The organism is Streptomyces africanus (assembly GCF_030816955.1).
Taxonomy (GTDB): domain Bacteria; phylum Actinomycetota; class Actinomycetes; order Streptomycetales; family Streptomycetaceae; genus Streptomyces; species Streptomyces africanus.
In genome coordinates, this window is record NZ_JAUSYP010000001.1 from 5,183,703 (window position 1) to 5,208,488 (window position 24,786).

At 71.5% G+C, this 24,786-nt stretch carries 21 protein-coding genes, 1 tRNA gene and 1 pseudogene; 16 read left to right on the top strand and 7 right to left on the bottom strand.

Annotated features, from left to right (window positions below):
- Positions 1-126: 126 nt before the first annotated feature.
- From QF034_RS24130 to QF034_RS24140, 3 genes and pseudogenes are all read right to left on the bottom strand, one after another.
- On the bottom strand, positions 127-786 hold the full coding sequence (locus QF034_RS24130; RefSeq protein WP_503167804.1) for a LuxR C-terminal-related transcriptional regulator: 660 nt from the start codon (positions 784-786) through the stop codon (positions 127-129).
- Positions 787-1,000: 214 nt separating this feature from the next.
- Positions 1,001-2,363 (bottom strand): annotated as a pseudogene (locus QF034_RS24135) (sensor histidine kinase).
- Between the two features lie 127 nt (positions 2,364-2,490).
- Positions 2,491-3,711, bottom strand: coding sequence for a sensor histidine kinase (locus QF034_RS24140; protein WP_307176920.1), 1,221 nt, complete (start codon positions 3,709-3,711; stop codon positions 2,491-2,493).
- A 263-nt stretch (positions 3,712-3,974) separates the two neighbouring features.
- Here QF034_RS24140 and QF034_RS24145 point away from each other — a divergent pair, with 263 nt between their 5' ends.
- From QF034_RS24145 to QF034_RS24200, 12 genes are all read left to right on the top strand, one after another.
- Positions 3,975-4,382 carry an NADH-quinone oxidoreductase subunit A gene (locus QF034_RS24145; protein ID WP_307176921.1) on the top strand — a complete coding sequence of 136 codons (408 nt, stop codon included), beginning with the start codon at positions 3,975-3,977 and terminating at the stop codon, positions 4,380-4,382.
- Positions 4,373-5,023 carry an NADH-quinone oxidoreductase subunit B gene (locus QF034_RS24150; protein ID WP_307176922.1) on the top strand — a complete coding sequence of 217 codons (651 nt, stop codon included), beginning with the start codon at positions 4,373-4,375 and terminating at the stop codon, positions 5,021-5,023. Before QF034_RS24145 ends, QF034_RS24150 begins: the two co-directional genes overlap by 10 nt.
- Positions 5,020-6,783 carry an NADH-quinone oxidoreductase subunit C gene (locus tag QF034_RS24155; protein WP_307176923.1) on the top strand — a complete coding sequence of 588 codons (1,764 nt, stop codon included), beginning with the start codon at positions 5,020-5,022 and terminating at the stop codon, positions 6,781-6,783. Before QF034_RS24150 ends, QF034_RS24155 begins: the two co-directional genes overlap by 4 nt.
- Entirely contained in the window at positions 6,780-7,748 is a 969-nt protein-coding gene (locus QF034_RS24160) for a complex I subunit 1/NuoH family protein (protein WP_307176924.1), read from the top strand. The genes QF034_RS24155 and QF034_RS24160 overlap by 4 nt, the downstream gene beginning before the upstream one ends.
- Before the next feature lie 2 nt (positions 7,749-7,750).
- Complete coding sequence (locus QF034_RS24165; protein WP_307176925.1) at positions 7,751-8,527, top strand: NuoI/complex I 23 kDa subunit family protein; 777 nt, start codon at positions 7,751-7,753, stop codon at positions 8,525-8,527.
- On the top strand, positions 8,524-9,207 hold the full coding sequence (locus QF034_RS24170; protein WP_307176926.1) for an NADH-quinone oxidoreductase subunit J family protein: 684 nt from the start codon (positions 8,524-8,526) through the stop codon (positions 9,205-9,207). Before QF034_RS24165 ends, QF034_RS24170 begins: the two co-directional genes overlap by 4 nt.
- Positions 9,207-9,605 (top strand): NADH-quinone oxidoreductase subunit NuoK, encoded by a 399-nt coding sequence (gene nuoK / locus QF034_RS24175; protein ID WP_307176927.1) that lies wholly within the window; start codon positions 9,207-9,209, stop codon positions 9,603-9,605. The genes QF034_RS24170 and nuoK overlap by 1 nt, the downstream gene beginning before the upstream one ends.
- Entirely contained in the window at positions 9,602-11,596 is a 1,995-nt protein-coding gene (locus QF034_RS24180; RefSeq protein WP_307176928.1) for an NADH-quinone oxidoreductase subunit 5 family protein, read from the top strand. The genes nuoK and QF034_RS24180 overlap by 4 nt, the downstream gene beginning before the upstream one ends.
- A 6-nt stretch (positions 11,597-11,602) precedes the next feature.
- Positions 11,603-13,177, top strand: coding sequence for a complex I subunit 4 family protein (locus tag QF034_RS24185; protein WP_307176929.1), 1,575 nt, complete (start codon positions 11,603-11,605; stop codon positions 13,175-13,177).
- Positions 13,174-14,697: an NADH-quinone oxidoreductase subunit N gene (locus QF034_RS24190; protein ID WP_307176930.1), complete on the top strand. Its 1,524-nt coding sequence runs from the start codon at positions 13,174-13,176 to the stop codon at positions 14,695-14,697. The genes QF034_RS24185 and QF034_RS24190 overlap by 4 nt, the downstream gene beginning before the upstream one ends.
- 236 nt (positions 14,698-14,933) lie before the next feature.
- The gene (gene htpX / locus QF034_RS24195) at positions 14,934-15,797 is read left to right on the top strand and encodes a zinc metalloprotease HtpX (RefSeq protein WP_031118818.1); all 864 of its coding nucleotides are present in this window, start codon (positions 14,934-14,936) and stop codon (positions 15,795-15,797) included.
- Positions 15,794-16,186 (top strand): YccF domain-containing protein, encoded by a 393-nt coding sequence (locus QF034_RS24200; protein WP_306964787.1) that lies wholly within the window; start codon positions 15,794-15,796, stop codon positions 16,184-16,186. The genes htpX and QF034_RS24200 overlap by 4 nt, the downstream gene beginning before the upstream one ends.
- Positions 16,187-16,416: 230 nt before the next feature.
- On the opposite strand, the gene QF034_RS24205 is transcribed toward QF034_RS24200, so the two are convergent.
- Positions 16,417-17,673, bottom strand: coding sequence for an APC family permease (locus tag QF034_RS24205; RefSeq protein WP_307176931.1), 1,257 nt, complete (start codon positions 17,671-17,673; stop codon positions 16,417-16,419).
- A 194-nt stretch (positions 17,674-17,867) separates the two neighbouring features.
- Between QF034_RS24205 and QF034_RS24210 the strand changes: the two genes are divergently transcribed.
- Positions 17,868-18,134, top strand: a complete 267-nt coding sequence (locus QF034_RS24210; protein ID WP_086563242.1) for a GlsB/YeaQ/YmgE family stress response membrane protein — start codon at positions 17,868-17,870, stop codon at positions 18,132-18,134.
- 196 nt (positions 18,135-18,330) lie between these two features.
- Here QF034_RS24210 and QF034_RS24215 read toward each other — a convergent pair whose 3' ends face one another.
- Positions 18,331-18,819: a YajQ family cyclic di-GMP-binding protein gene (locus tag QF034_RS24215; RefSeq protein WP_086563244.1), complete on the bottom strand. Its 489-nt coding sequence runs from the start codon at positions 18,817-18,819 to the stop codon at positions 18,331-18,333.
- A gap of 222 nt (positions 18,820-19,041) precedes the next feature.
- On the opposite strand from QF034_RS24215, the gene QF034_RS24220 reads away from it, so the two are divergent.
- A tRNA-Tyr gene (locus QF034_RS24220) sits at positions 19,042-19,123 on the top strand.
- Between the two features lie 816 nt (positions 19,124-19,939).
- Positions 19,940-21,385, top strand: coding sequence for a rifampin monooxygenase (gene rox, locus QF034_RS24225; RefSeq protein WP_307176932.1), 1,446 nt, complete (start codon positions 19,940-19,942; stop codon positions 21,383-21,385).
- A gap of 32 nt (positions 21,386-21,417) precedes the next feature.
- Here rox and QF034_RS24230 read toward each other — a convergent pair whose 3' ends face one another.
- Entirely contained in the window at positions 21,418-23,706 is a 2,289-nt protein-coding gene (locus QF034_RS24230) for an MFS transporter (RefSeq protein ID WP_307176933.1), read from the bottom strand.
- Positions 23,707-23,871: 165 nt separating this feature from the next.
- On the opposite strand from QF034_RS24230, the gene QF034_RS24235 reads away from it, so the two are divergent.
- Entirely contained in the window at positions 23,872-24,084 is a 213-nt protein-coding gene (locus QF034_RS24235; protein WP_020275027.1) for a hypothetical protein, read from the top strand.
- A gap of 19 nt (positions 24,085-24,103) precedes the next feature.
- Here QF034_RS24235 and QF034_RS24240 read toward each other — a convergent pair whose 3' ends face one another.
- On the bottom strand, positions 24,104-24,760 hold the full coding sequence (locus QF034_RS24240) for an NAD(P)H-binding protein (protein WP_307176934.1): 657 nt from the start codon (positions 24,758-24,760) through the stop codon (positions 24,104-24,106).
- Between the last annotated feature and the right edge of the window lie 26 nt (positions 24,761-24,786).

Below are 24,786 nucleotides of genomic sequence, written 5' to 3' on the forward strand. Positions count from 1 at the left end.
TTCCCAGGATCAACACTACGACCGTAAGGGTCGCCTTCTTCGGGTCATTCGCATGTTGGACACGACTTTGAGACGTTCACGCGCCCCCGGCTTTTCCTGCTTTTCAGGTCGTGACGAGTCGTCCGGTCAGGAATTCAGATACGTCAGCACGGCCAGCACTCGGCGGTGATCCCCCTCGCTCTGGGAGAGCCCGAGCTTCAGGAAGATGTTGCTGACGTGCTTCTCCACCGCCCCGTCGCTGACCACGAGCTGCCGGGCGATCGCCGAGTTCGTCCGCCCCTCGGCCATCAGCCCCAGCACCTCCCGCTCCCGCGGGGTCAGCCCCGCGAGCACGTCCTGCTTACGGCTGCGGCCCAGCAGCTGGGCGACGACCTCCGGGTCGAGGGCCGTACCGCCCTCGGCCACCCGCACCACCGCGTCCACGAACTCCCGCACCTCGGCCACCCGGTCCTTCAGCAGATAGCCGACGCCCCGGCTGGACCCCGCGAGCAGCTCCGTGGCGTAGCGCTCCTCCACGTACTGCGACAGCACCAGCACGCCGAGCCCCGGGTGCGCCTTGCGCAACTGCACCGCCGCCCGCACGCCCTCGTCGGTGTGCGTCGGCGGCATCCGCACATCGGCGACCACGACGTCCGGCAGCTCGCCCTGCGCCTCCAGCTCCGTGATGGTCTTGATCAGCGCCACGCCGTCGCCGACCCCGGCGACCACCTCGTGCCCCCGGTCGGTCAGCAGCCGGGTCAGGCCCTCCCTGAGCAGCACTGAATCCTCGGCGATGACCACCCGCACCCTGTCCTCCACGATGTTCGGCCCCCCACAGCCCGACGCCGCCCGTCCGCAGCCCACAACGGCTCCGCGCCCACCCGTGCGACGGGTCCAGCATTTCAGGAACGGGCGCCGGATGGGGGTGGACCGGCCTGTTGTCCGACCGATCCGACGGTTCGGGTGGGGGTGGTCCGACCGGTTCGGGTGGGGCCGGCCGATTCGGCCGGGTGGCCGAAGGTCACCTCACGTGCGCGCCCCGCCAGGGCAACTCCGCGGTCACCCGGGTCGGCCCGCCCGCCGGCGAGTCCACCACCAGGATCCCGTCCACCGCGTCGAGGCGCTCCGCCAGCCCCGCAAGCCCCGACCCCCGGGACGCGTCGGCCCCGCCCACGCCGTTGTCCACGACCTGGAGCATCAGCCGGTTCTCCGTCCGCCACACCTCCACGCCCGCCCAGGTCGCCCGCGCGTGCTTGCTGACGTTCTGGAGCAGCTCCGACACCGTGAAGTACGCGATCCCCTCGATCGCCGGCGCCGGCCGTTCCGCCAGGTCGACTCTCCACCTGCACCGGGACCGCGCAGCGCGAGGAGACCGCGGACAGGGCCGCGTCCAGACCGCGGTCGGTCAGCACCGCCGGGTGGATGCCCCGGGCCAGGTCCCGCAGCTCCTGGAGCGCCGTCTTCACCTCGCCGTGCGCCTCGTCCACCATCCGCGCGGCCGCCTCCGGATCCTCCGGGAGCTTCTCCTTCGCCAGCCCCAGATCCATGGCCAGCGCCACCAGCCGGGCCTGCGCCCCGTCGTGCAGATCCCGCTCGATGCGCCGCAGATCGGCCGCCGCCGTGTCGACCACGACCCCCCGGTCCGACTCCAGCTCCACCACTCGCGAGGCCAGCCGCGACGGCCCGAGCAGCCCGTGCACCAGCAGCCGGTCCACCATCGTCAGCGCCCGCACGATCCACGGCGTGGCGATCGTCAGCAGCAGGCCCACCAGCGCGGTCACCGTGATCTCGAAGGCGTTGTCGAGATAGATCCGGTGCGTCTCGTCGCCGTACAGCTGGATCCCGTCCTGCCCGGCGTACATCGGGAACACCCAGAACCACAGCGGGTACGTCAGCAAGCCCCAGCCCAGCGCCCAGAGGTTCACGGCGACGGCGAACGAGAACGCCGCCCACGGCAGATGCAGCACCGCGTACAGCAGGGCCCGCCACGAGGCGCCGCTCTTGAGGACGGCCCCCATCCACGCCATCGCGCCCGGCTTCTTCATCCGCAGCGGCTCCGGGCCGGCCACGTCCAGGTCCAGCAGCGCCCGCGCCCGCCCCCGCTCCAGCGCCCCGAGACCACGGCACCCGGCGAGCGCCGCCGCCAGCACCGGTATGCCGAGGAACGTCACCAGCAGTCCCGCCCCCAGCGACACCATCGTGACCGCGTAGGTGAACAGCAGGATGCTGACCGGCAGGCTGAGCAGCACATATCCGAGCTCGCGCCAGGTGCGGCCCTCGAGCGGCGCCCGCAGGGCGGCGGGCAGCCGGTGCCGCCGCTCGGTGCTCCCGGGGAACCCGGGCCTGCCGTCGAGCCCGTACCCCTGTCCGTACTCCGTGGCCATCGGCGCGTCCTTCTCCCTCGTCCTGCGGCTGTCTTCCCGTACCTCCACCCTGCTCCGCCGCAGGTCGGCGGACCATGGAGTCCGTCGGCGTCTTGGACGGGGGGTTTTCCCTACCTCCGGGCGCCCCTCAGGGCGCGCCGGTGCCCGAGTCGTCCGTGCGGTCGCGCCAGGGCAGTTCCGCCGTGACCGTCGTCGGGCCGCCCTCGGGCGACTCCAGGACGAACAGCCCGTCGACGGCGTCCAGCCGCTCGGCCAGGCCCCGCATCCCCGTACCGCCGTCGAGACTCGCGCCCCCGCGGCCGTCGTCCCACACCTGGATGAGCAGCCGGTCGTTCGTCCGCCACACATCCACCGACGCCGACTTCGCCGCGCTGTGCTTGCTGACGTTCTGCAGCAGCTCCGAGACGGTGAAGTAGGCGATGCCCTCGATGGCCGCGGCCGGCCGCGCCGGCAGGTCGACCGTCACCTTGACCGGGACCGTGCAGCGCGAGGAGACCGCGGACAGGGCCGCGTCCAGGCCGCGGTCGGTCAGGACCGCCGGGTGGATGCCCCGCGCCAGGTCGCGCAGCTCCTGGAGCGCCAGCTTCACCTCGCCGTGCGCCTCCTCGACCATCGCCGCCGCCGCGTCGGGGTCCTCCAGCACCTTCTCCTTCGCCAGGCCCAGCCCCATGGCCAGATTGACCAGCCGGGCCTGCGCCCCGTCGTGCAGATCCCGCTCGATGCGCCGCAGATCGGCCGCCGCCGTGTCGACCACGACCCCCCGGTCCGACTCCAGCTCGGCGATGCGCCGCTCCAGCTCGTCGGAGGGCGACAGCAGCCCGCGCACCATGGCCCGGTCGGCGTTGGCCAGGCCCCGCGCGATGAACGGCAGCACCGGCCACAGCACGAACAGCGAGGTCAGCGTGATGCCGAAGGTGAGGACACCCCACGGCAGCCGTATGAACTCGTACAGCACCGTGCGCCAGCCCACCGGGTCCTTCAGCGACATCCACAGCTTCTGGAGGAAGCCGCCCGGGCCGCGCAGCGGCAGCCGGCTCGGCTCGTCCACCCGCACCCCGAGCAGCGCCCTGGCCCTCGCCCGCTCCATCCGGCCCAGCAGCCGCGCGCCGCTGAGCCCCGCCGCGAGCAGCGGCAACCCGATCACCGTGACCGTCAGTCCGAAGCCGGTGAACAGCACCGTCACGACATAGGTGAAGCCGAGCAGCGCCACCGGAAGGTTCGCCAGGAGATGCGCGATCTCCTTCCAGGTGTGCCGGTCGTAGGCGAGACGGGGCGGCGGCGGGCGGTCGTCCGGTCCGGCCGCCGCCGTGGCCGCGCTCGTGCCCAAGGGCGGGATGCGTTCGGTCATATGCGTTAGCGTGCCCGGCGGCGGGCACCCGCGCCATGAGGCAGACCGCCAGGATCAACTGAGGTAAACCCCACCCCCGCATGCCAGAGCCTGACGGGCTGCTTACCCTGCCTTTATCAGGGCCTAGACTCCCGTGCGTACAGATCGTCGAACGGCGTCGTCCGTTGTTCGTCGAACGGCGGCGTCCGTTGTTCCCGGCCGTGCCCCGGAGCCGCGGAACCGTCGCAGGATCCAGTCCGAGTTTCAGGGAGCGAGGGACGGACGTGCCGGAACCGACCGTCGTCACCACGACCGTCGTCGCGGCGGACTACTTCCAGTCCTATTCGGTCGTCGGGCTGTTCGCCGTCGTCGGCGTGCTGTTCGTCGCCGTCGCCTTCGGGGCCGGCCACCTGCTGCGGCCCGTGGTCCCCACACCCGAGAAACTCCTGACGTACGAGTGCGGCGTCGACCCGGTCGGCGAGGGCTGGGCCCACACCCAGGTCCGCTACTACGTCTACGCGTTCCTGTACGTGATCTTCGCCGTCGACTCGATCTTCCTGTTCCCCTGGGCGACCGTCTTCGCAGCCCCCGGCTACGGCGCGACGACCCTGGTGGAGATGTTCATCTTCCTCGGCTTCCTGGCCGTGGGCCTGCTCTACGCATACAAGAAGGGCGTCCTGGCATGGACGTGACCCCCGCCGGCACCGAGCCCGTGCTGCTTCCCGAGCCGAAGCGGCTCGGCGCCCTGGCGCGCCTCGCACCCGAGCCGATGAAGGTGATCCTGAACTGGGGCCGCCGCTACTCGCTCTGGGTCTTCAACTTCGGCCTCGCCTGCTGCGCGATCGAGTTCATCGCCGCGTCGATGGCCCGCCACGACTTCATCCGGCTCGGCGTCATCCCCTTCGCGCCGGGCCCGCGCCAGGCCGACCTGATGGTGGTGTCCGGCACGGTCACGGACAAGATGGCGCCGGCGGTGAAGCGCCTCTACGAGCAGATGCCGGAACCCAAGTACGTCATCTCCTTCGGCGCGTGCAGCAACTGCGGCGGCCCCTACTGGGACTCGTACTCCGTCACCAAGGGCGTCGACCAGATCATCCCCGTCGACGTCTACGTCCCCGGCTGCCCGCCCCGGCCCGAGGCGCTGCTCCAGGGCATCCTCAAGCTCCAGGAGAAGATCGCCCGCGAGTCGCTGGGGGAGCGGTACGGAAGCGGCGCCGCCCGTCCTTCGGCAGCGGCGCTGCAGAGCGGCCTGGTGCAGCCGCCGGCTCCGGCCTCGGGCTCGGATGCCGCCTCGGGCTCGGATGCCGCCTCGGCTTCGGAGGAGGGACGATGACCGCGGCCGGCTGGCTCCCCGCCGACGCCGAGGAACTCTTCGGCACGGACGCCACGGCCGACGAGTCCTACGAGGTCCTGACGGTCGACGTACCGCCGACGGCCTGGATCTCCGCCCTGGAGACCGCACGCGACCGCCTGACCTGCACGTACTTCGACTGGCTGAGCGCGGTCGACGAACCGGGCACGGGCTTCCGCGTCACGGCCCACGTCGCCGCACTGTCCCCGCTGCGCCATCTCCTCCTGCGTACGACGGTCCCGCACGAGGCCCCCACCCTGCCCTCGGCGGTCGGTGTCTACGCGGGCGCCGCCTGGCACGAACGCGAGACGCACGAGATGTTCGGCATCACCTTCGAAGGCCACCCGGCACTGGACCACCTGCTCCTGCCCGAGAACTTCGAAGGCCACCCCCTGCGCAAGGACTTCGTCCTGGCCGCACGCGTCGCCAAGGCCTGGCCCGGCGCGAAGGAGCCCGGCGAGTCGGAACACGGTGGCCCCAAGCGCCGCCAGATGCTCCCGCCCGGCGTCCCCGACCCGAACGAATGGGGCCCCCTGAAGGGCCAACTCCCCCCGGCCCCGGCCCGCGGCGCCGGCCGCGCGGCAGGCGACCGCCCGACCCGAGGCACCGCCCGCCCGGCAGGCGAACGCCCGGTGCGGCGAACCCGTTCGGCGGCGGCGGGTTCGGCAAGCCAGTCCGCTGCCGGTGACGCGGGTCCTACCTCTGCGGCCGCCCCGCGCCGCGCACGGACGGCCGCGGAGGGCTCGGCGAGCCAGTCCGGACCCGGGGAGTCGGCTGCTCCGGCTTCGGCGGGGCCGCGCCGTAACCGCACGGCGGGGGAGGGCTCGGTAAGCCAGACGTCCAACGGCCCCGAGTCCGCGACCTCCGGTTCCGGGTCGGCGATCTCCGGTTCCGGGTCCGCGATCTCCAGTGCCGAGTCCGCGGCCTCCGGTTCCGGGCCCGCGATCTCCGGTTCTGGGTCTGCGGCGTCCGGTTCCGGGTCTGCGGCCTCCGGGTCCGCGGCCTCCGGTTCCGAGTCCGCGATCCCCGGTTCCGAGTCCGCGACATCCGGTTCCGGGTCGGCGATCCCCGGTCCCGAGGCCGCGACCCCCGGTCGCGAATCCCGGGCGGCCGAAGCCGAACCAGCGGCGACCGCGACCGGCTCTCAACCACCGGCCACCGAGCCGGAGTCGCCGGACGCGGAGTCGCCGGACGCCGGGCGCGGAACCCCCGGGCCCGACGCCGGGACCGGAACCCCCGGGCCGGACGCCGGGCGTGGAACCCCGGTCGCCTCTGCGGAGCCACGGCGGGCGCGCAGCGCGAATGACGGCTCGGCGTCGCAGCGGGACCAGCCGGGTGCCCCCGCAGGCCCGCGCCGGGCGCGCAGCGCCTCGGAGGGCTCCGCCAGTCAGCGGGCCGCGTCCGACCCCGGCGGCAGCCGGCCGGGCAGGGCGTCACGGCCCCCACGCAGCTCGGACGCCCCCTGGCACCACGCCCGCCCGGCCTTCGAGGAACCGGCTCCCGAACCCTCACCCGAGGCCGGCGCGCAGCCGACTCCCCAGCCGTCGGCGGATGACAAGAAGACCCCGAACACCACCTCGGAGTCACCGGACACCCCCGAGCCCGCTGACAGCCCTGAACCCTCGGAAACCCCCGAACCCTCCGAAACCCCCGAACCCTCCGACACCTCCGACACCTCAGAACCGGCGAACAACCCGCAGCCCACCGACAACCCCGATGACTCCACAGGAGGCCCGCGGTGAACGACGTGCTCGACGTCACCCTGCGACTCCTGATCGTGTTCGTCGTCTTCCTCACCTTCCCCCTGATCATCGGCCAGACCGAACACAAGGTCATGGCCCACATGCAGGGCCGCCTCGGCCCCATGTACGCCGGCGGCTTCCACGGCTGGGCCCAGCTGATCGCCGACGGCGTGAAGTTCGCGCAGAAGGAGGACGTCGTCCCCGCGGGCGCGGACCGCCGTATCTTCCAACTGGCCCCCGCCGTCGCCCTCCTGCCCTACCTCCTCGTGCTGCTCGCCATCCCCATCGGCCCGGACCAGGGAGCCGTGGGCCAGGTCATCGACGCCGGTGTCTTCTTCGTCCTGGCCGTCATGGGCGTCGGCGTCCTCGGCTCGCTCATGGCCGGCTGGGCCTCCGCGAACAAGTTCTCCCTCCTCGGCGGCCTGCGCACCGCCGCCCAGCTCCTCGCCTACGAACTGCCGATGCTCCTGACCGCCGCCTCGGTGGCGATGGCGGCCGGCACCGTCTCGATCCCCGGCATCCTCGACGCCTTCGAGTGGTGGTGGCTGCCCTGGCAGATCGTCGGCGCGATCGTCTTCTTCGTGGCCGGACTCGCCGAACTCCAGCGCCCGCCCTTCGACATGCCCGTCGCCGACTCGGAGATCATCTTCGGCGCGTACACCGAGTACACCGGCCTCCGCTTCGCCCTCTTCCTCCTCGCCGAGTACGCCGGGATCGTCGTCCTGTGCGGCCTGACCACCGTCCTCTTCCTGGGCGGCTGGCACGGCCCCTGGGGCGCCGACGGCCTCGGCTGGGTCTGGACCCTGCTGAAGACCGCAGTCCTCGCCTTCCTCGTCATCTGGCTGCGCGTCACCTACCCCCGCCTGCGCGAGGACCAGCTCCAGAAACTGTCCTGGACCCTCCTCGTCCCCCTCGCCCTCGCCCAGATCGCCCTCACCGGCATCGTCAAGGTGGTGATCAACTAACCATGGCCCCCATCCCCGGCTCCGGCCTCGCCAAGGGCCTGGCCGTCACCCTCCGCACGATGACGAAGAAGTCCGTCACCGCGCAGTACCCGGACGCCCAGCCCGACCTCCCGCCCCGCACCCGGGGTGTGATCGGACTGTTCGAGGAGAACTGCACGGTCTGCATGCTGTGCGCCCGCGAGTGCCCCGACTGGTGCATCTACATCGACTCCCACAAGGAGACGGTCCCGGCGGCGACCCCCGGCGGCCGCGAACGCAGCCGCAACGTCCTCGACCGCTTCGCCATCGACTTCTCCCTGTGCATGTACTGCGGTATCTGCATCGAGGTCTGTCCTTTCGACGCCCTGTTCTGGTCCCCGGAGTTCGAGTACGCCGAGACCGACATCCGCGACCTCACCCACGAGCGCGACAAGCTCCGCGAGTGGATGTGGACCGTCCCGGCCCCGCCGGCCCTCGACCCCGGCGCGGAGGAGCCGAAGGAACTCGTCACCGCCCGCAAGACCGCCGACAAACTGGCCGCCCAGCAGTCCCCGCCCGCCACCGAACCGCACGCCGACGAGCAGGCCCGCGCAGCCGAGCGCCCGACCCGCCCACAGGGCGACTCCAAACAGCAGACGGACCAGCCGACCCCGAAGACGGACCAGCCGACCTCGCGGACCGACCAGCCGACCCCGAAGACGGACCAGCCGACCTCGCGGGCCGACCAGCCGAGCCCGCGGACCGACCAGCCGAGCCCGCAGATCGACCAGCCGAAGCCGGGGCAGGAGGGCCGGGAATGACCGCGTTCACCACGGCCGCCGAAACCCACGGCTTCCTCTCCCCGACGGGCGTCGAGATCGCCTTCCTCCTTGTCGGACTGGTCACCTTCGGCGCCGCGCTCGTCACCGTCACCACCCGGCAGCTGGTGCACGCCGCCCTGTGGCTGGTGGTCACCCTCGGAGGCCTGGCCGTCGAGTACCTCCTGCTCACCGCCGAGTTCATCGCCTGGGTGCAGGTCCTCATCTACGTCGGTTCCGTCGTCGTCCTCCTCCTGTTCGGTCTGATGCTCACCAGGGCTCCCATCGGCCGCTCCCCGGACGCCGACTCCGGCAACCGCTGGGCCGCCCTCACCGTGGCCGTCGCCGCCACTGCCGCCCTGGTCTGGGTCGTCGTCGACGCCTTCCGCACCACCTGGATCGACCTGGACGGCCCCGCCGCCGGATCCACCCAGGCCACCGGCGCGAGCCTCTTCCAGAACTGGGTCCTCCCCTTCGAGGCCCTCTCCGTCCTCCTCCTCGCCGCCCTGGTCGGCGCGATCGTCCTGTCCCGCAAGGCGAAGGCCATGTCGGCGACCGCGGCCGAGCACACCCCGGCCCCCGGGAACGAAAAGACACGAAGCGAAAAGACACGAAGCGAGAAGGCACGGAGCCAGAAGGACCGCAGCGAGACGGACCGCAGCGAGAAGGAAGGGACCCGCTGATGCACCTCGCCTATCCCGCCGTCCTCTCCGCCCTCCTCTTCTGCACGGGCCTGTACGGCGTCCTCGCCCGCCGCAACGCGATCCTGGTCCTGATGTCGGTCGAGCTGATGCTCAACGCCGTCAACCTCAACCTGGTCGCCTTCGACGTCTGGCTCAGCAGGACCGCCGAGGAGACCCTGCACTCCGGCCAGGCCCTCACCCTGTTCACCATCGCCATCGCCGCCGCCGAGATCGGCATCGGCCTGGCGATCGTCCTCGCCGTCCACCGCAACCGCGGCACCGCGGACATCGACAAGCTCCGCGACACCGCAGAACGGCACGACCCCGACGGCACCGACCACGACGCCCTTACGGCCGGGCAGTCCGGCGAGGCCCAGAAGGCTGAGGCCACCGCGTGACCACGACCACCCTCGCCGTCCTCGTTCCTCTCCTTCCGTTCCTCGGTGCCGTCGCCGGCCTGCTCCTGGGCCGCACCGCACCCGGCTTCGTCCGGCCGCTCGCCGTCCTGCCGACGCTCACCGCCCTGGTGCTCGCCGCGCTGGTCGCCGTGCGCCAGGGCGGTGACGCGGCCGTCAATGCGGCCACGGAACTCACCCCCACCGGCTCCGTCCCGATCGAACTCGCCCTGCACATCGACGGCTTCGCCGCCCTCGTCGCCGTCCTGGTCGGCCTGGTCGCCTCCTGCGTGCAGATCTACTCGACGGGCTACCTGCGCGACGACCCGCGCTACCCCTCGTACGCCGCCCTGGTCTCCCTGTTCACCTCCGCGATGTTCCTGGTCGTCTACTCCGGCGACCTGATCGTGCTGCTGGTCGGCTGGGAAGTCATGGGCATCTGCTCCTACTTCCTGGTCGGCCACTACTGGGAGACCCCGGAGGCTCGCGCCGCCTCCCTCAAGGCCTTCCTGGTCACCAAGCTCGGCGACGTCCCCTTCCTCATCGGTCTCTTCGCCCTGGCCACCGACGCCGGTTCGTTCCGCATCACCCGGGTCCTGGGTGCCGTCGCGAGCGGCTCGCTCGACCACCCGGCGCTGATCGCCCTGCTGCTCCTGGCAGGCGTGGCGGGCAAGTCCGCGCAGTTCCCGCTGCACACCTGGCTCCCCGACGCGATGGCGGGCCCGACCCCCGTCTCCGCGCTGATCCACGCCGCGACGATGGTCGCCGCCGGTGTCTACTTCATCGCCCGTCTCCTCCCGGTCTTCGAGGCTTCGCAGGCCGCGATGGTCGTCCTCGCCGTCATGGCCGCCGTCACGATGACCGGCTCGGCGCTCGCCGCGCTCGCCCAGGACGACATCAAGCGCGTCCTCGCGTACTCGACGATCGGTCAGCTCGGCTACATGACCGGCGCCCTCGCCGTCGGCGACCGCGGAGCCGCCGTCTTCCATCTCCTGTCTCACGGCGCCTTCAAGGCGCTGCTGTTCCTCGCGGCCGGCGTGATCATCCACGCCGCCGGCACCAACTCGCTCGCCGCCATGTCCCGTATGCGGAACCTGCGCGACCGCGTCCCCGACGCCTACTGGACGATGACCGTGGCGCTGCTCGCGCTCGCCGCGATCCCGCCCTTCAGCGGCTTCTTCTCCAAGGAGGCCGTCCTCGGCGTCGCCGAACACGTCGTCACCGGACACACCGAACACGCCCCCGCCGCCGCGGGCTGGCTCGTCCTCGTCGCCGGTCTGCTCACGGCCGTGCTCACCGCCGCCTACGCGATGCGCCTGTGGCTGCTGGCCTTCCGCGGCCGGGGCGCCGAAGCCCCCGACCACGGCAGGCAGCCGCTGACGATGACCGTCGTGCTGTGGGTGCTCGCCGCCCCGTCACTGGCCCTCGGCGGATTCGCGTTCCGCCTGCTGCCCGACTGGTTCGACGGTCGCGATCTCAGCCCGACCCTCACCACCTCCGTGCTCGGCACGGGCGTGGCCCTGGTCGGCGGCATCGTCACCTACGGCGCCTGGCGGCACACCACCGCGCTCAAAGCGCGCGTCCCGCTGGGCGCGGTCGCGGCCCACCCCGAGGGGGACGCCGCCCAGGTCGAGGCGGAGGCCATCGCCACCCACGAGCCGGCCTACGGCGACATCGCCTACGCACCCGACCCCGCCGACCCCGGACGGCTCCTGCTCGGCCCGCTGCACCGCCACGCGGCCGCCGGCTTCCACATGGACGCCCTGTACAGCGCCCTCTTCGTCCGACCGGTCCAGGCCGGGGCGAGCCTCGTCCGGTTCCTCGACCGGGAGGTCGTCGAGACCTACGTACGCGGCGCGGGTGCGCTGCCCCGCTGGCTCGGCGCCGCCGTACGGCGCGCCCAGACCGGCAACGTCCAGACCTATGTGAGCGCGCTGCTCGCCGGCACCGTCGTCCTCGCGGTCGCCGTCGTCCTCGTCGCCACGGGAGCGTGAGCAGGCGTGATCGATATCAACGAGTCCGTGATGCAGTTCCTTCTGGCGTTCGTCGTCGTTGGGCCGCTCCTCGGCGCCGCCGCGGCTCTCCTGCCGGCCCCGCCCGGGCTGAAGGGGAAGTCCCCCGAGCAGGCCGTGCTCCGGCACGGCGTCACCGTCACCGGCGCGGTCCTCATCGCGGCGATCGTCCTCGCGCTCGGCTTCGACCACGACCAGCCGTCGAAGATGCAGGCCAGCACGGACATCAGCTGGATCCCCGCACTCGACGTACGCATCCACCTCGGCATCGACGGCATCTCCCTCCCCCTTCTGGTCCTGACCGCGCTGCTGACCTTCCTCTGCGCGCTCTACTCGTACTTCAAGATGCCCGCGGGCCCGGCCCCGAAGGCCTTCGTCGCGCTGCTGCTCGTCCTCGAGTCCGGCACGCTCGCGACCTTCGCCGTCCTCGACCTGCTGCTGTTCTTCCTCGCCTTCGAGATGGTCCTCATCCCGATGTACTTCCTCATCGCCCGCTGGGGCGGCGAGGGCCGGAGCCAGGCCGCGTGGCGGTTCATCCTCTACACGCTGCTCGGCTCCGTGGTCATGCTGCTCGGCCTGCTCCTGATCGGGCTCAAGGCGGGCACGTTCGACATGGTGGCACTCGCCACTGACAACGGCCGGTCGCTGACCACATCCGTGCAGGTCATCGCCGTTCTGGCGATCGGGATCGGGCTCGCGGTCAAGACGCCGATGTGGCCGCTGCACAGCTGGCTGCCCGACGCCCACACCGCCGCGCCGACCGTCGGCTCGGTCCTCCTGGCCGGTGTCCTGCTGAAGATGGGTACGTACGGGTTCGTCCGGATCCTCCTCCCCATCGCACCGGACGGCTTCCGCACCTTCGCGCCCTACCTCGCCGCGCTCGCCGTCGTCGGCATCATCTACGGATCCCTGGCCTGCCTGGCCCTCGCCAAGCGGGGCGCGAAGGGCGACCTCAAGCGCCTCATCGCCTACTCCTCCGTCGGCCACATGGGCTTCGTCCTGCTGGGCATCGCCACGATGACCCCGACCGGCGTGAACGGCGCCCTGTTCGCCAACATCGCCCACGGCCTCATCACCGGCCTGCTCTTCTTCCTCGTCGGCGCCCTGAAGGACCGCACCGGCACCACCGACCTCGACACCCTCGCCGAGGAGACCGGAGCCGCGCTCTACGGCAAGGCCCCGCGCCTCGGCGGCCTGCTCGCCTTCGCCGCGGTCGCCTCGCTCGGCCTGCCGGGCCTGGCCGGCTTCTGGGGCGAGATGCTGGCCCTGTTCGGCGCGTTCCAGCCGGCGGCCGGCCTCAGCCGTCCCGCCTTCCTCACGTTCATGGCGATCGGCGCGTTCGGGACGCTGCTGACGGCCGCCTACCTGCTGGTCGTGGTCCGCCGCGTGTGCATGGGCGCCCTGCCGCAGGACGCCCCGAGGCTCACCGACGTCCGCAGTTACGAGTTCGCGGCCTGGACCCCGCTCGTCGTCCTGACCGTCGTCGCGGGCCTGTGGCCCAAGGCTCTCCTCGGCCTGAGCAACCCGGCCGTCCAGCAGCTCCTCGCAGGAGGCACCCGATGAGCTCCCCGGCCCAGTCCCTGGCCGCGTCGCTGGTCCAGTCCGTCGACTGGCTCGCGATCGCGCCGCCCACCCTCGCGGCGGTCGTCGGCCTCGTCGTCCTGGTCGCCGACCTGTTCGTCGCCGAGCACCGCAAGACGCTGCTCGGCTGGACGTCCGTGGCCGGCCTGGCCGCCGCCACGCTGCTGCTGTTGCCCCTCCTGGACGGCGACCGCAGCACCTTCTGCCTGACCGGCGACGCCACCGCGTGCAGCTACACGGCCGACCGCTTCACCCTGGTCATCCAGTTCCTGGTCCTCGGCGGAGCCCTCCTCGCCGCCCTCCTGTCGGTCACCGCCCTGAAGGACGCCCGTAAGGAGCTGCCCGAAGGGGAGTACTGGTTCCTGCTGCTGTCCTCCGCGGCCGGCGCCGCCCTCCTGCCCGCCTCCCGCGACCTCGCGACCCTGATCGTCGCCCTGGAGGTCGCCTCCCTGCCCGCCTTCGCGCTGGTCGGCCTCAGGCACGGCGACCGGAAGTCCTCCGAGGCGGCCCTGAAGTTCTTCCTGTCCTCGGTCACCGCGACCGCGGTCAGCCTCATGGGCATCAGCTTCGTGTACGCCTCCACGGGCACCCTCTACCTCACCCAGGTCGCCGACCGCATCCAGAACGTCGACGGACAACTCCACACGCTCGCGCAGACCGGCGTCGTCCTCACCCTCGTCGGCTTCGCCTTCAAGACGGCCGCCGTGCCCTTCCACTTCTGGGTGCCCGACACCTACGTCGGGGCTCCCCTGCCCATCGCCGCCTACCTGTCGGTCATCGGCAAGACGGTCGGCTTCAGCGGCCTGATCCTCGTCACAGTCGTCGCCCTCCCCTCGTACGCCGACGTCTGGGGCCCGGCCCTGGCCGCCCTGGCCGCGCTCACCATGACCGTGGGCAACGTCGGCGCCCTGCGCCAGCAGGCCACGCGCGCGTACAGCGCGGTACGCCTGCTCGCCTGGTCCTCCGTCGGCCAGGCCGGCTACCTCCTGGTGCCGATCGCGGCCGCCGCGTACTCCGGGGACGCCGAGAAGTCGATCGGCTCCACCGTCGCGTACGCCCTGATGTACGGCGCCGTGAACCTCGGCGCCTTCGCCGTGGCCGCGCTGGTCGGCCGGACGAAGTCCCTCAACCGCGTCTCCGACTACCGCGGCCTGTACGCGTCGAGCCCTCTGTCCGCGCTGCTCCTGGCGTTCTTCCTGCTCTGCCTCGCCGGGTTGCCGCCGGGCATCATCGGCCTCTTCGCCAAGGTCACCGTCTTCTCGGCGGCCGTCGACGCCGGCCTCGGCTGGCTGGCCGTGATCATGGCCGTCAACGTCGTCATCGCGCTGTTCTACTACCTCCAGTGGACGGCCCTGCTCTTCCGCGCCCCCGAGGGCGAACCCGAGAAGCACCGCGTCCCCGCCCCGCTCACCGCCGCGATCGCCCTGACCGGAGTCCTCGGCATCGCCCTGTCCGGAGCGCCACAGCTGGTCCTGCGGTTCACCGACACCGCCCTGTTCTGACAACAGCGGCATTCGCCACGCGCGCGTGGGGCACCCGTCCCTCCACGCGCGCGTGCCGCGTCCCGGAGCCTTCATCCGGACGGTCCACACCCGCCGCCGCGCGCACAAGGGAACTAGTGCCTCCCGCCTGGCGTTGACCAGTACGGGAGGGTCCACTGGACGGGACATCAGGGCACCAGTGGCACCGCAGACCAGCAAGCAAGGGTCCCCCTGCCGCACCACTTGGAGGGCGTACCGTGCACCGCCGGCACAACGGGCTCAGGACAGCAGTCCTCCTCGGGGGACTGTCCGCACTCATCATCGTCATAGGCAGCTTCTTCGGCCGCATGGGGCTCGTCATCGCCGTCCTGGTAGCGCTGGCCACCAACGCGTACGCGTACTGGAACAGCGACAAGCTGGCCCTCCGCGCGATGCGCGCCCGCCCGGTGAGCGAGTTCGAGGCCCCGGGGCTCTACCGCATGGTCCGCGAGCTCTCCACGCAGGCCCGCCAGCCCATGCCGCGCCTGTACATCTCCCCGACGGAAGCGCCCAACGCGTTCGCCACGGGCCGCAACCCGCGCAACGCCGCCGTGTGCTGCACCGACGGCATCCTGCGCCTGCTGGACGAGCGTGAGCTGCGCGGCGTCATCGGGCACGAGCTCAGCCATGTCTACAACCGCGACATCCTCATCTCGTCGGTCGCCGGCGCCCTCGCCTCCGTGATCATGTTCCTGGTCAACTTCGCCTGGCTGATCCCGATCGGGCGCTCGGACGACGACGACGGCCCCGGCCTGCTCGGCATGCTGCTGATCATGATCCTGGGCCCGCTGGCCGCCTCTCTCATCCAACTGGCCATCAGCCGCTCCCGGGAGTACCAGGCGGACGCCTCGGGCGCCCAGCTCACGGGCGACCCGCTCGCCCTGGCCAGCGCTCTGCGCAAGCTCGAACTGGGCACGAAGCAGCTCCCGCTGCCGCCCGAGCCGCGCATCGAGACCGCCAGTCACATGATGATCGCGAACCCGTTCCGGCCCGGCCAGGGTCTTTCGAAGATGTTCTCCACGCACCCGCCGATGGCGGACCGCATCGCCCGGCTCGAGAAGATGGCAGGTGGGAACCAGTGAAGACCATCCTGAACGTCATATGGCTCGTCCTGAGCGGCTTCTGGCTGTTCCTCGCCTACATGGCCGCGGGCCTGCTCCTCTGTATCACCGTCATCGGCATCCCGTTCGGCATCGCGGCCTTCCGCATCGGCGTCTACGCCCTGTGGCCCTTCGGGTACACGACGGTCGAGCGCCGCGAAGCGGGCGCGCCGTCCTGCGTCGGCAACGTGCTGTGGCTGGTACTGGCGGGCTGGTGGCTGGCCCTCGGCCACATCGCCACCGGCATCGCGCTGTGCGTCACCATCATCGGCATCCCGCTCGGCGTCGCCAACTTCAAGCTCATCCCGGTCTCGCTGCTCCCGCTGGGCCGCGACATCGTGCGGACGAACGAGCCGTTCGCGGCGCGCTGACGGCGGGCCAACGCGGCCCGGTGTCCACAGGCCCGGGGTTATCCACAGGCCCGCCCGGCTGTCAGCGGCGGCCTGCATCATGAACCCATGACCGCGATCGAGCAGTTGCCGACACGGGTGACGGCCCAGGCCCACAACACCCGTTCTCCCGGTAGGACTTCACATCCCGAGCCGGCGGATGACCCGGTGAGAGGCTCCCGAACACAGCCAAGAGGGCAGCCCTGCCAGCCCTACTCCCTCCCGGCCCTCGCCCGTACCCCTCGCCGCACCCCGTACGCAACCGCCCCCATCACCAGCACCCCCGCGCCCACGACCGCCGAAACCCCCGGCAGCGAGAACGCCAGCACCGCGCACCCGAGCAGCCCGACCACCGGCACCACCCGTGCCGTCGGCGCCGAATCCAGCGTCCAGGCCGAGGCGTTGGCCACCGCGTAGTACGCCAGCACACCGAAGGAGGAGAACCCGATCGCGCCCCGGACGTCCACCGTGGCGGCCAGGACCGCGACCACCGCACCCACGGCCAGCTCCGCCCGGTGCGGCACCTGGAAGCGCGGATGCACGGCCGCCAGCGCGCCCGGCAGATGCCGGTCCCGGGCCATGGCCAGCGTGGTCCGTGAGACGCCCAGGATCAGGGCGAGCAGCGACCCCAGCGCGGCCACGGCCGCACCGATCCGCACCACCGGCACGAACCAGGGCATCCCGGCCGCCCGCACCGCGTCGGCCAGCGGTGCGGTCGCGTCCCCGAGACCGCCTGACCCCAGCACCGAAAGGACAGCCACCGCCACACCCGCGTACACCACCAGCGCGATGCCCAGCGCCAGCGGGATCACCCGCGGAATGGTGCGCGCCGGGTCCCGTACCTCCTCACCGAGGGTCGCGATCCGGGCGTACCCCGCGAACGCGAAGAACAGCAGACCGGCCGCCTGAAGCACACCGCCCACACCGCCCGAGGCCCCGATGTCCAGCCGCCCCGCATCGGCTTCGCCCGACACCAGACACCCGACCACCACGGCAGCGAGGACAGCCAGCACCACCGCCACGATCACCCGCGTCAGCCACGCGGACTTCTGGACACCGCCGTAGTTCACCGCGGTCAGCGCCACCACGGCCGCGACCGCCACCGCGTGCGCCTGCCCCGGCCAGACGTACGTGCCCACGGTGAGCGCCATCGCCGCACAGGAGGCCGTCTTCCCGACCACGAACGACCAGCCCGCGAGATACCCCCAGAACTCCCCGAGCCGCTCACGCCCGTACACGTACGTTCCGCCCGAGGCCGGATACAGGGCGGCGAGGCGCGCCGACGACATGGCGTTGCAGTACGCGACCACGGCGGCGACGGCGAGCCCGAGGAGCAGTCCGGAGCCGGCCGCGTGCGCCGCGGGCGCGAGGGCGGCGAAGATCCCGGCTCCCACCATCGAGCCGAGTCCGACGACGACGGCGTCCCCGACGCCGAGAGTGCGACGCAGTCCAGGATCGGAGGCTGTCATGCCTCGCACCCTACTGATCAGTGCAACCGGCAGGCGCCGCCGGGGCGTCCTCCCCACCAACACGGCGTGAAAGCGCGCGGCAAGGACGACGCACGCGGAACGCCCGGCGTACGACGCACGAGTACGGCCTTGCCGGGAGCAAGATCACATGGCCGGAACAGTGCGGGCACAGCGTGAAAGGGCAGGTTCACGGCATGACCATCATCAGCTGGATCATCCTGGGACTGTTGGCCGGAGCCATCGCGAAGTTCCTGCTGCCGGGGCGCGACCCGGGCGGCCTCATCGGCACGACCCTGATCGGCATCGCGGGCGCGTTCATCGGCGGCTGGATATCGTCCCGCTGGATGGACCACCCGATCACCAAGGACTTCTACGACGGCGCGACCTGGGCCGCGGCGATCGGCGGATCGCTCGTCCTCCTGATCGCCTACCGCCTCCTGTTCGGCAACTCCCGCAACTGAGCGCGCCCACGGCCCACGCAGGCACGCGCCCACCGCCCACGGCCGGCATACACCACACCGCCTCCCCCTCCAGGGGCACCCATCGACCGCAGCCAGCAGGCGAGAAGGGTGGGCACCCGACAGGTGCCCACCCTTCCTCGTCACCGCGCAGACCGGGAGCCCATGCAGATCAGGAGTCCCGAGGACCCGACCGGACCTACCGGTAGTTCACGAACTGCATGGCGAAGTCGAAGTCCTTGCCCTTCAGCAGGGCAATGACGGCCTGAAGATCGTCACGGCTCTTGGAGCTGACCCGCAGCTCCTCACCCTGCACCTGCGCCTTCACGCCCTTGGGGCCCTCGTCGCGGATGGTCTTCGCCACCTTCTTCGCGTTCTCCTGGGAGATGCCCTCCTTGATCGACGCGAAGATCTTGTACTCCTTGCCGGAGAGCTGGGGCTCGCCCGCGTCCAGAGCCTTCAGCGAGATGCCACGCTTGATCAGCTTGGACTGGAAGACGTCGAGGATCGCCTTCACCCGGTCCTCGGAGTTCGCCTCCATGAGGATGTTCTCGCCGGACCACGAGATCGAAGCACCCACGCCCTTGAAGTCGTAGCGCTGCGAGATCTCCTTGGCGGCCTGGTTGAGTGCGTTGTCGACCTCCTGCCGCTCGACCTTCGAGACGATGTCGAAACTGGAGTCGGCCATGTCCTGTGGCTCCTTGTATCGGGGTGCGAATCGTGCGTACCGGCGTACGTGGGCGGCCGCCGGGCCTGTTCAGCTCCCGGGCCGCATCCGGACAAGCCTAGCCACCCCCCGACCCCCGGGCGCCGATCAATCGGGTGGCGAAGCACCCCTCTGCATCAGGTATTGTTTACGTCGTTGCCACGGAGCACCGCCGCAGAAGGCGGTTCGAGGGGCAGCAACCCCGGCGGTGTGCCCGAGCGGCCAAAGGGAGCAGACTGTAAATCTGCCGGCTCAGCCTTCCCAGGTTCGAATCCTGGCGCCGCCACACGGGAAACGAAGGGCCCCTGATCTGCGAAGAACGCAGGTCAGGGGCCCTTCGTCATGCAGTCGCCAGATCCGCCGACTCTCTCACTGTGCCGCGAGTTCGACTGTCCCGTCTGGGGCTGTGTGGACGGGGCGAGGGGGCCGTCCACGCCGATCAGTCGTGCCCGTTCGGGCGGGCGGAGATCTTGGCAGAGCCGAACTGTGGTCGACCCGCTCGGTGATCATCCGAGGTTCGGCGCCGGAGCTGAGCCATGTGGACACCGCAGCGTGAGGAAGCTCATAAGAGCGCACTCCGCGTGGTCGGCGGGCCGCTGGTCCATGGGGCGCAGCGGGATGACTGCGGCAGACGCGAGAACTCACACGGCGAACAGCCATCAACAAAGGTGTTGCAGATGTGGCTGCGATTTACATCTGCATGGAACGGCTGCACTATTCTTCGACTAGTCATCCCCGCAGTTCTGCCGTGAGCGGGAATTCCGGCTCGCGCTGCGGGTCAGTTCGCTGCCGAGCAGCGTCGCCTTGGCCACGCCACGCACCCAGCGCGGGGCTTCGCCCCGGTCCTACGCCTGCCGCACCGCAGGCACGCTGCGGGCCGGTCCTCCCCGATCGCTCCGCCCTGTCGGTCTCGCACGCCGCAGTCCTGATCGAAAACAAAAAAGGAGGAGAAACAAGAATAGGCAAGGAGTTCATCTCTCCTTGCCACTCTCAACTTATAGCAGGAGGGGGGCCTTGCGGCAAGGCCCCCCTCGTCCCGCAGAATCACCGGCCGAAGCCGAAAACGGGGAAACCGGGGACACCGGGGAATTCGGGGGTTGTGATGGCGGACGTGATCGTGGTCGGCGGAGGGCCGACCGGAATGATGCTGGCCGGCGAACTGCGGCTGCGCGGCGTGCAGGTGATCGTGCTGGAGAAGCTGGCCGAACCGACCGGCCAGTCCCGCGCGCTCGGCATCCATGTGCGCAGCATCGAGCTGATGGACCAGCGCGGATTGCTGGAGCGGTTCCTTGCACTCGGTCAGAAGCACGAGACGGGCGGGTTCTTCGCCGGTATCGGCACGACGTGGCCCGCCCGGCTGGACACCGCGCACGGGTACGTGCTCGGCATCCCGCAGAGCGACACCGAGCGCCTGCTGACCGAGCACGCCATCGAACTCGGCGCCGAGATCCGGCGCGGCTGCGAGCTGGTGGGGCTCAGCCAGGACGACGACGGTGTGACCGCGGAGCTGGCCGACGGCACGCGGCTGCGCTCGCGTTACCTCGTGGCCTGCGACGGCGGCCGCAGCACCGTGCGCAAGCAGCTCGGCGTGGGCTTCCCCGGCGAGCCCGCCAGGATCGAGACGCTGCTGGGCGAGATGGAGGTGGGCGTGCCGCCGGAGGAGATGGCGGCGGTGGTGGCCGAGGTCCGCAAGACGCAGTGGCGGTTCGGCACCATGCCCCTCGGGGAGGGGCGGTACCGCGTCATCGTGCCCGCCGAAGGGGTCTCTGAGGACCGTACGGCGCCGCCGACCCTCGAGGAGTTCAAGCAGCGGCTGCGGCACTTCGCCGGCACCGACTTCGGCGTGCACTCGCCGCGCTGGCTGTCCCGGTTCGGCGACGCCACCCGGCTGGCCGAGCGCTACCGCGTCGGCCGGGTGCTGCTCGCCGGCGACGCCGCGCACATCCACCCGCCGACCGGCGGCCAGGGGCTCAACCTCGGTATCCAGGACGCCTTCAACCTCGGCTGGAAGCTGGCCGCCGAAGTGCGCGGCTGGGCACCGGAAGGGCTGCTGGACAGCTACCACACCGAACGACGCCCGGTCGCCGCCGCCGTGCTGGACAACACCCGCGCGCAGACCGAGCTGCTGAGCTCCGAGCCGGGGCCCCAGGCCGTGCGCCGACTGCTCGGGGAACTCATGGACTTCGAGGAGGTGAACCGGTACCTGATCGAGAAGATCACGGCGATCTCGGTCCGCTACGACTTCGGTGAGGGCCACGAACTCCTCGGTCGGCGCCTGCGGGACGTGACGCTGAAGCGGGGCCGTCTCTACGAGCTGATGCGCGGCGGCCGCGGTCTGCTGCTCGACCGGACCGGCCGGCTGTCGGTGGCGGGCTGGGCGGACCGGGTCGACCACGTCGTCGACGTCAGCGAGGAACTGGACGTCCCCGCAGTGCTCCTGCGGCCGGACGGCCATGTGGCGTGGGTCGGCGAGGACCAGCGGGAACTGCTCGACCGGCTGCCGCGGTGGTTCGGCGCGGCGGAAAGCAACTCGGCGACAACCGGCTGAGCACATCCGGTGCGACCCGGCAGGGCGGCGGTCTACTCGTCGGCGTGGGCGAGTTCGATGTCGTGGTCGTCCACGCCGGTGCCCGGGACCGTCACCGGCGCCGTCTGCGGCGGGTAGCCCGTCGCGATGACCGTGTACGCACCGGTGTCCAAGTCGGAGAAGGCGTACGCCCCGTCGGCGCCGGTCCGCGTCGTGGCGACCACATTGCCCGCCGCGTCCACCAGGGTCACCCGCGCGTCGCTCAGCGGAGCGCCCCCTCCGCGCACCGTGCCCCGCACCTGCGCGCCGGGTCGCAACTCCAGCTCGACCCGGGTGGTCCCGGCTCCGCCGACCTCGACGACCTGGGCCAGCGGGCGGTGCTTGGGGGAGTTGACCGCGAGGGTCACCGGGCCGGGCACCAGGCCGGTGACGGTGAACTCGCCGAGCACGTCGGTGCGTGCGGTGGCCAGGACGTCCCCGCGGACGTCCGTCACGATGACGACGGCCTCGGTGACCGGCGTCCCGCCGTCCGCGGACCGCACCACACCGGCGAGGCCGCTGGTGCCGCTCAGCAGCACGTCGTACGCCACCTGCTCATCGGCCACGACGACCGTCGAGGCCTGCGGCTGACAGCCCTCCGACGAGGTGATCAGCACGTACGAACCGGCGCCTGGGGCAGCCACGTCGTACGACCCGTCGTCCCGCGAGACCGCCCGCCCGAGCTGCTTCCCGCCGAGCGAGATCAACGTCACCGCGGCCCCGGCGACCGGCACCCGCTCGGCACCCAGAACACGCCCCCGCACGGGAACCCCGGCCACCGCAACAGGTCCCTCGCTCGCCGGAGCCTCGGCCACCACGGCCTCGGCCACCCCGGCCTCCGCCACCTCCGCATCGCCTGTCTCCGTTGTCTCGGCGGCCCCCTCCGCCACTCGCTGCCGCGGAATGAACGACGCGACGGCGAAGGCGAGCAGCGCGGCACCGGCCCCGATGGCCAGGACCACTCTGAACCCGTCCCGGGACGGCAGGGCGGTCTGCCCCAAGGCCGTCGTCATCTGCGCCAGGACCACCCCGGCCACCGCGCTCGCGGTCGACGTACCGATGGACCGCATCAGCGTGTTGAGGCTGTTCGCCGCGCCCGTCTCCGAGGCGGGTACGGCGCCCATGATGAGCGCGGGCATCGCACCGTAGGTGAAGCCGATACCGGCGCCGATGACACAGGTGACGAGCACGAAGTGCCAGAGCTCGGACATCAGCACGATGTTCAGCCCGTATCCGGCGGCCACGATGAGGGCACCGGTCATCAGCGTGATCTTCGGCCCCCTGGCCTTGGACAGGGCGGCGGAGACCGGCGCCGTGGCCATCATGACCAGGCCGGACGGCGCCATCGTCAGACCGGCGACGAGCAGCGACCTGCCGAGCCCGTAGCCGGTCGCCTCAGGCAACTGCAAGAGCTGCGGAATGACGAGGGACATCGCGAACATCGCGAACCCGACGGCGATCGAGGCGAGATTGGTGACCAGCACCTGACGGCGGGCGGTGGTCCGCAGGTCGACCAGCGGCTGCCGGACGCGCAGTTCCCACCAGCCCCACACCAGCAGGACGACGACCGCCGCCGCGAACAGACCGAGCGTGGTGCCGCTGCTCCAGCCCCAGTCGGCCCCCTTGGAGATCGCCAGCAGCAGACACACCAGGCCCGCCGCCATGCCAATGCCGCCGACCAGGTCGAAGCGCCCACCGGTGCGTACCGCCGACTCGGGCACGAGGGCGGGCACCAGCACGAGGGCGACGACTCCGAGGCCGGCCGAGGCCCAGAACAGCGCGTGCCAGTCGAAGTTGTCCGCGATCAGCGCGGCGGCGGGCAGTCCGAGGGCGCCGCCGACGCCGAGGGAGGCGCTCATGAGCGCGGTCGCCGAGCCGAGCCGCTCGGCGGGCAGTTCGTCCCGCATGATGCTGATGCCGAGGGGGACGACACCGGACGCGAGGCCCTGGAGTGCCCGTCCGACGATCATCCGGGGGAGCGAGTCGCTGAGCGCGGCGGTCACCGAGCCGGCCATCAGCATGACCAGGCTGATCAGCAGCATCCGCCGCTTGCAGTACATGTCGCCGAGCCGGCCCGTCATCGGAGTGGCGACGGCGGCGGCGAGCAGCGTGGCGGTGACGGCCCAGGCGGTGTCCGACGCCGGCGCGTTCAGCAGCCGGGGGAGCTCCGGGACGATCGGGATCACCAGGGTCTGCATCAGCGAGACCACGATCCCGCCGAAGGCCAGGACCGCCACGACAGCGTTCGCCCGCGGCGCGGCGGTCCTCCCGCCGTCGGCGGATCGGGGAAGGGCTTGGGACATGGCCGGGCCTCCGTAGGGGGCTTCGGGGACAGCGCGACCCGTCACAAGGTAAGCTGATTGATTGACTCAAGCAACCTGATTGGGGTGGAGGTGCGGTCAGCAGACGGAGACTCGGCGAGGCGGGCCACAGGCATACGCGAGCCGTCCGCGCGGCACACTGGCCCCATGTCCTCCCGTCGCAGAACCTGCCCCGAGTGCCGTCGCGAGATCGCCGTCGTCGCCGGGCGGTACGCGCGCCACGACCCGCCCGGCGCCCGGGAACACGGGGAGCTCACCTCATGCCCGGGCTCGCGCCGCCAGGCGAGGCCCGGCCCGGAACAGCCCTCCCTGGACGGCTACGCCGTACCCGACTTCCCGGGCCAACTGCCCTTGTTCTAGGGGCGGGTGCCCGGCGTCGTCAGTTCCCCGCCACCGACTTCACGGCCACGGACACCGGAGCCGGCCCGCTGATCAGCTCCAGCGTGAGGCCGGCCGTCGCGGGCGTGTCCACCAGCTCCGCGAGCACGGCGGCCACGTCGTCACGCGGGATCGGCCCGCGGCCCGTGTGCGCCTCCAGGCGTACGAGGCCGGTGCCAGCGTCGTCGGTGAGCTGACCGGGGCGCAGAATCGTCCAGTCGAGGGCGTCCAGGCCGCTCACGTACGCGTCCGCCTCGCCCTTGGCGCGCAGGTACACGTCGAAGATCTCGTCGCCCTGGTGCCGCGGGTCCGCGCCCATGGACGACACGATCACGAAGCGCCGCACGCCCGCCTTCACCGCCGCGTCCGCGAAGAGGACCGCCGCGGCCTTGTCCACCGTGTCCTTGCGGGCCGCCCCGCTGCCCGGGCCCGCGCCCGCCGCGAACACCGCCGCGTCGGCACCCCGCAGCCGCTCCGCGACCTCGTCCACGGACGCCGACTCCAGGTCGAGCACGACCGGTTCGGCACCGGCCGCCCGCAGATCGTCGGCCTGTTCGGCCTTGCGGATGATCCCCGCGACCTCGTCCCCGCGCGCGGCGAGCAACCGCTCCAGCCGCAACGCGATCTGACCATGACCACCAGCGATGACAGTACGCATGCCTTCGACGGTACGCCCGGACAGCC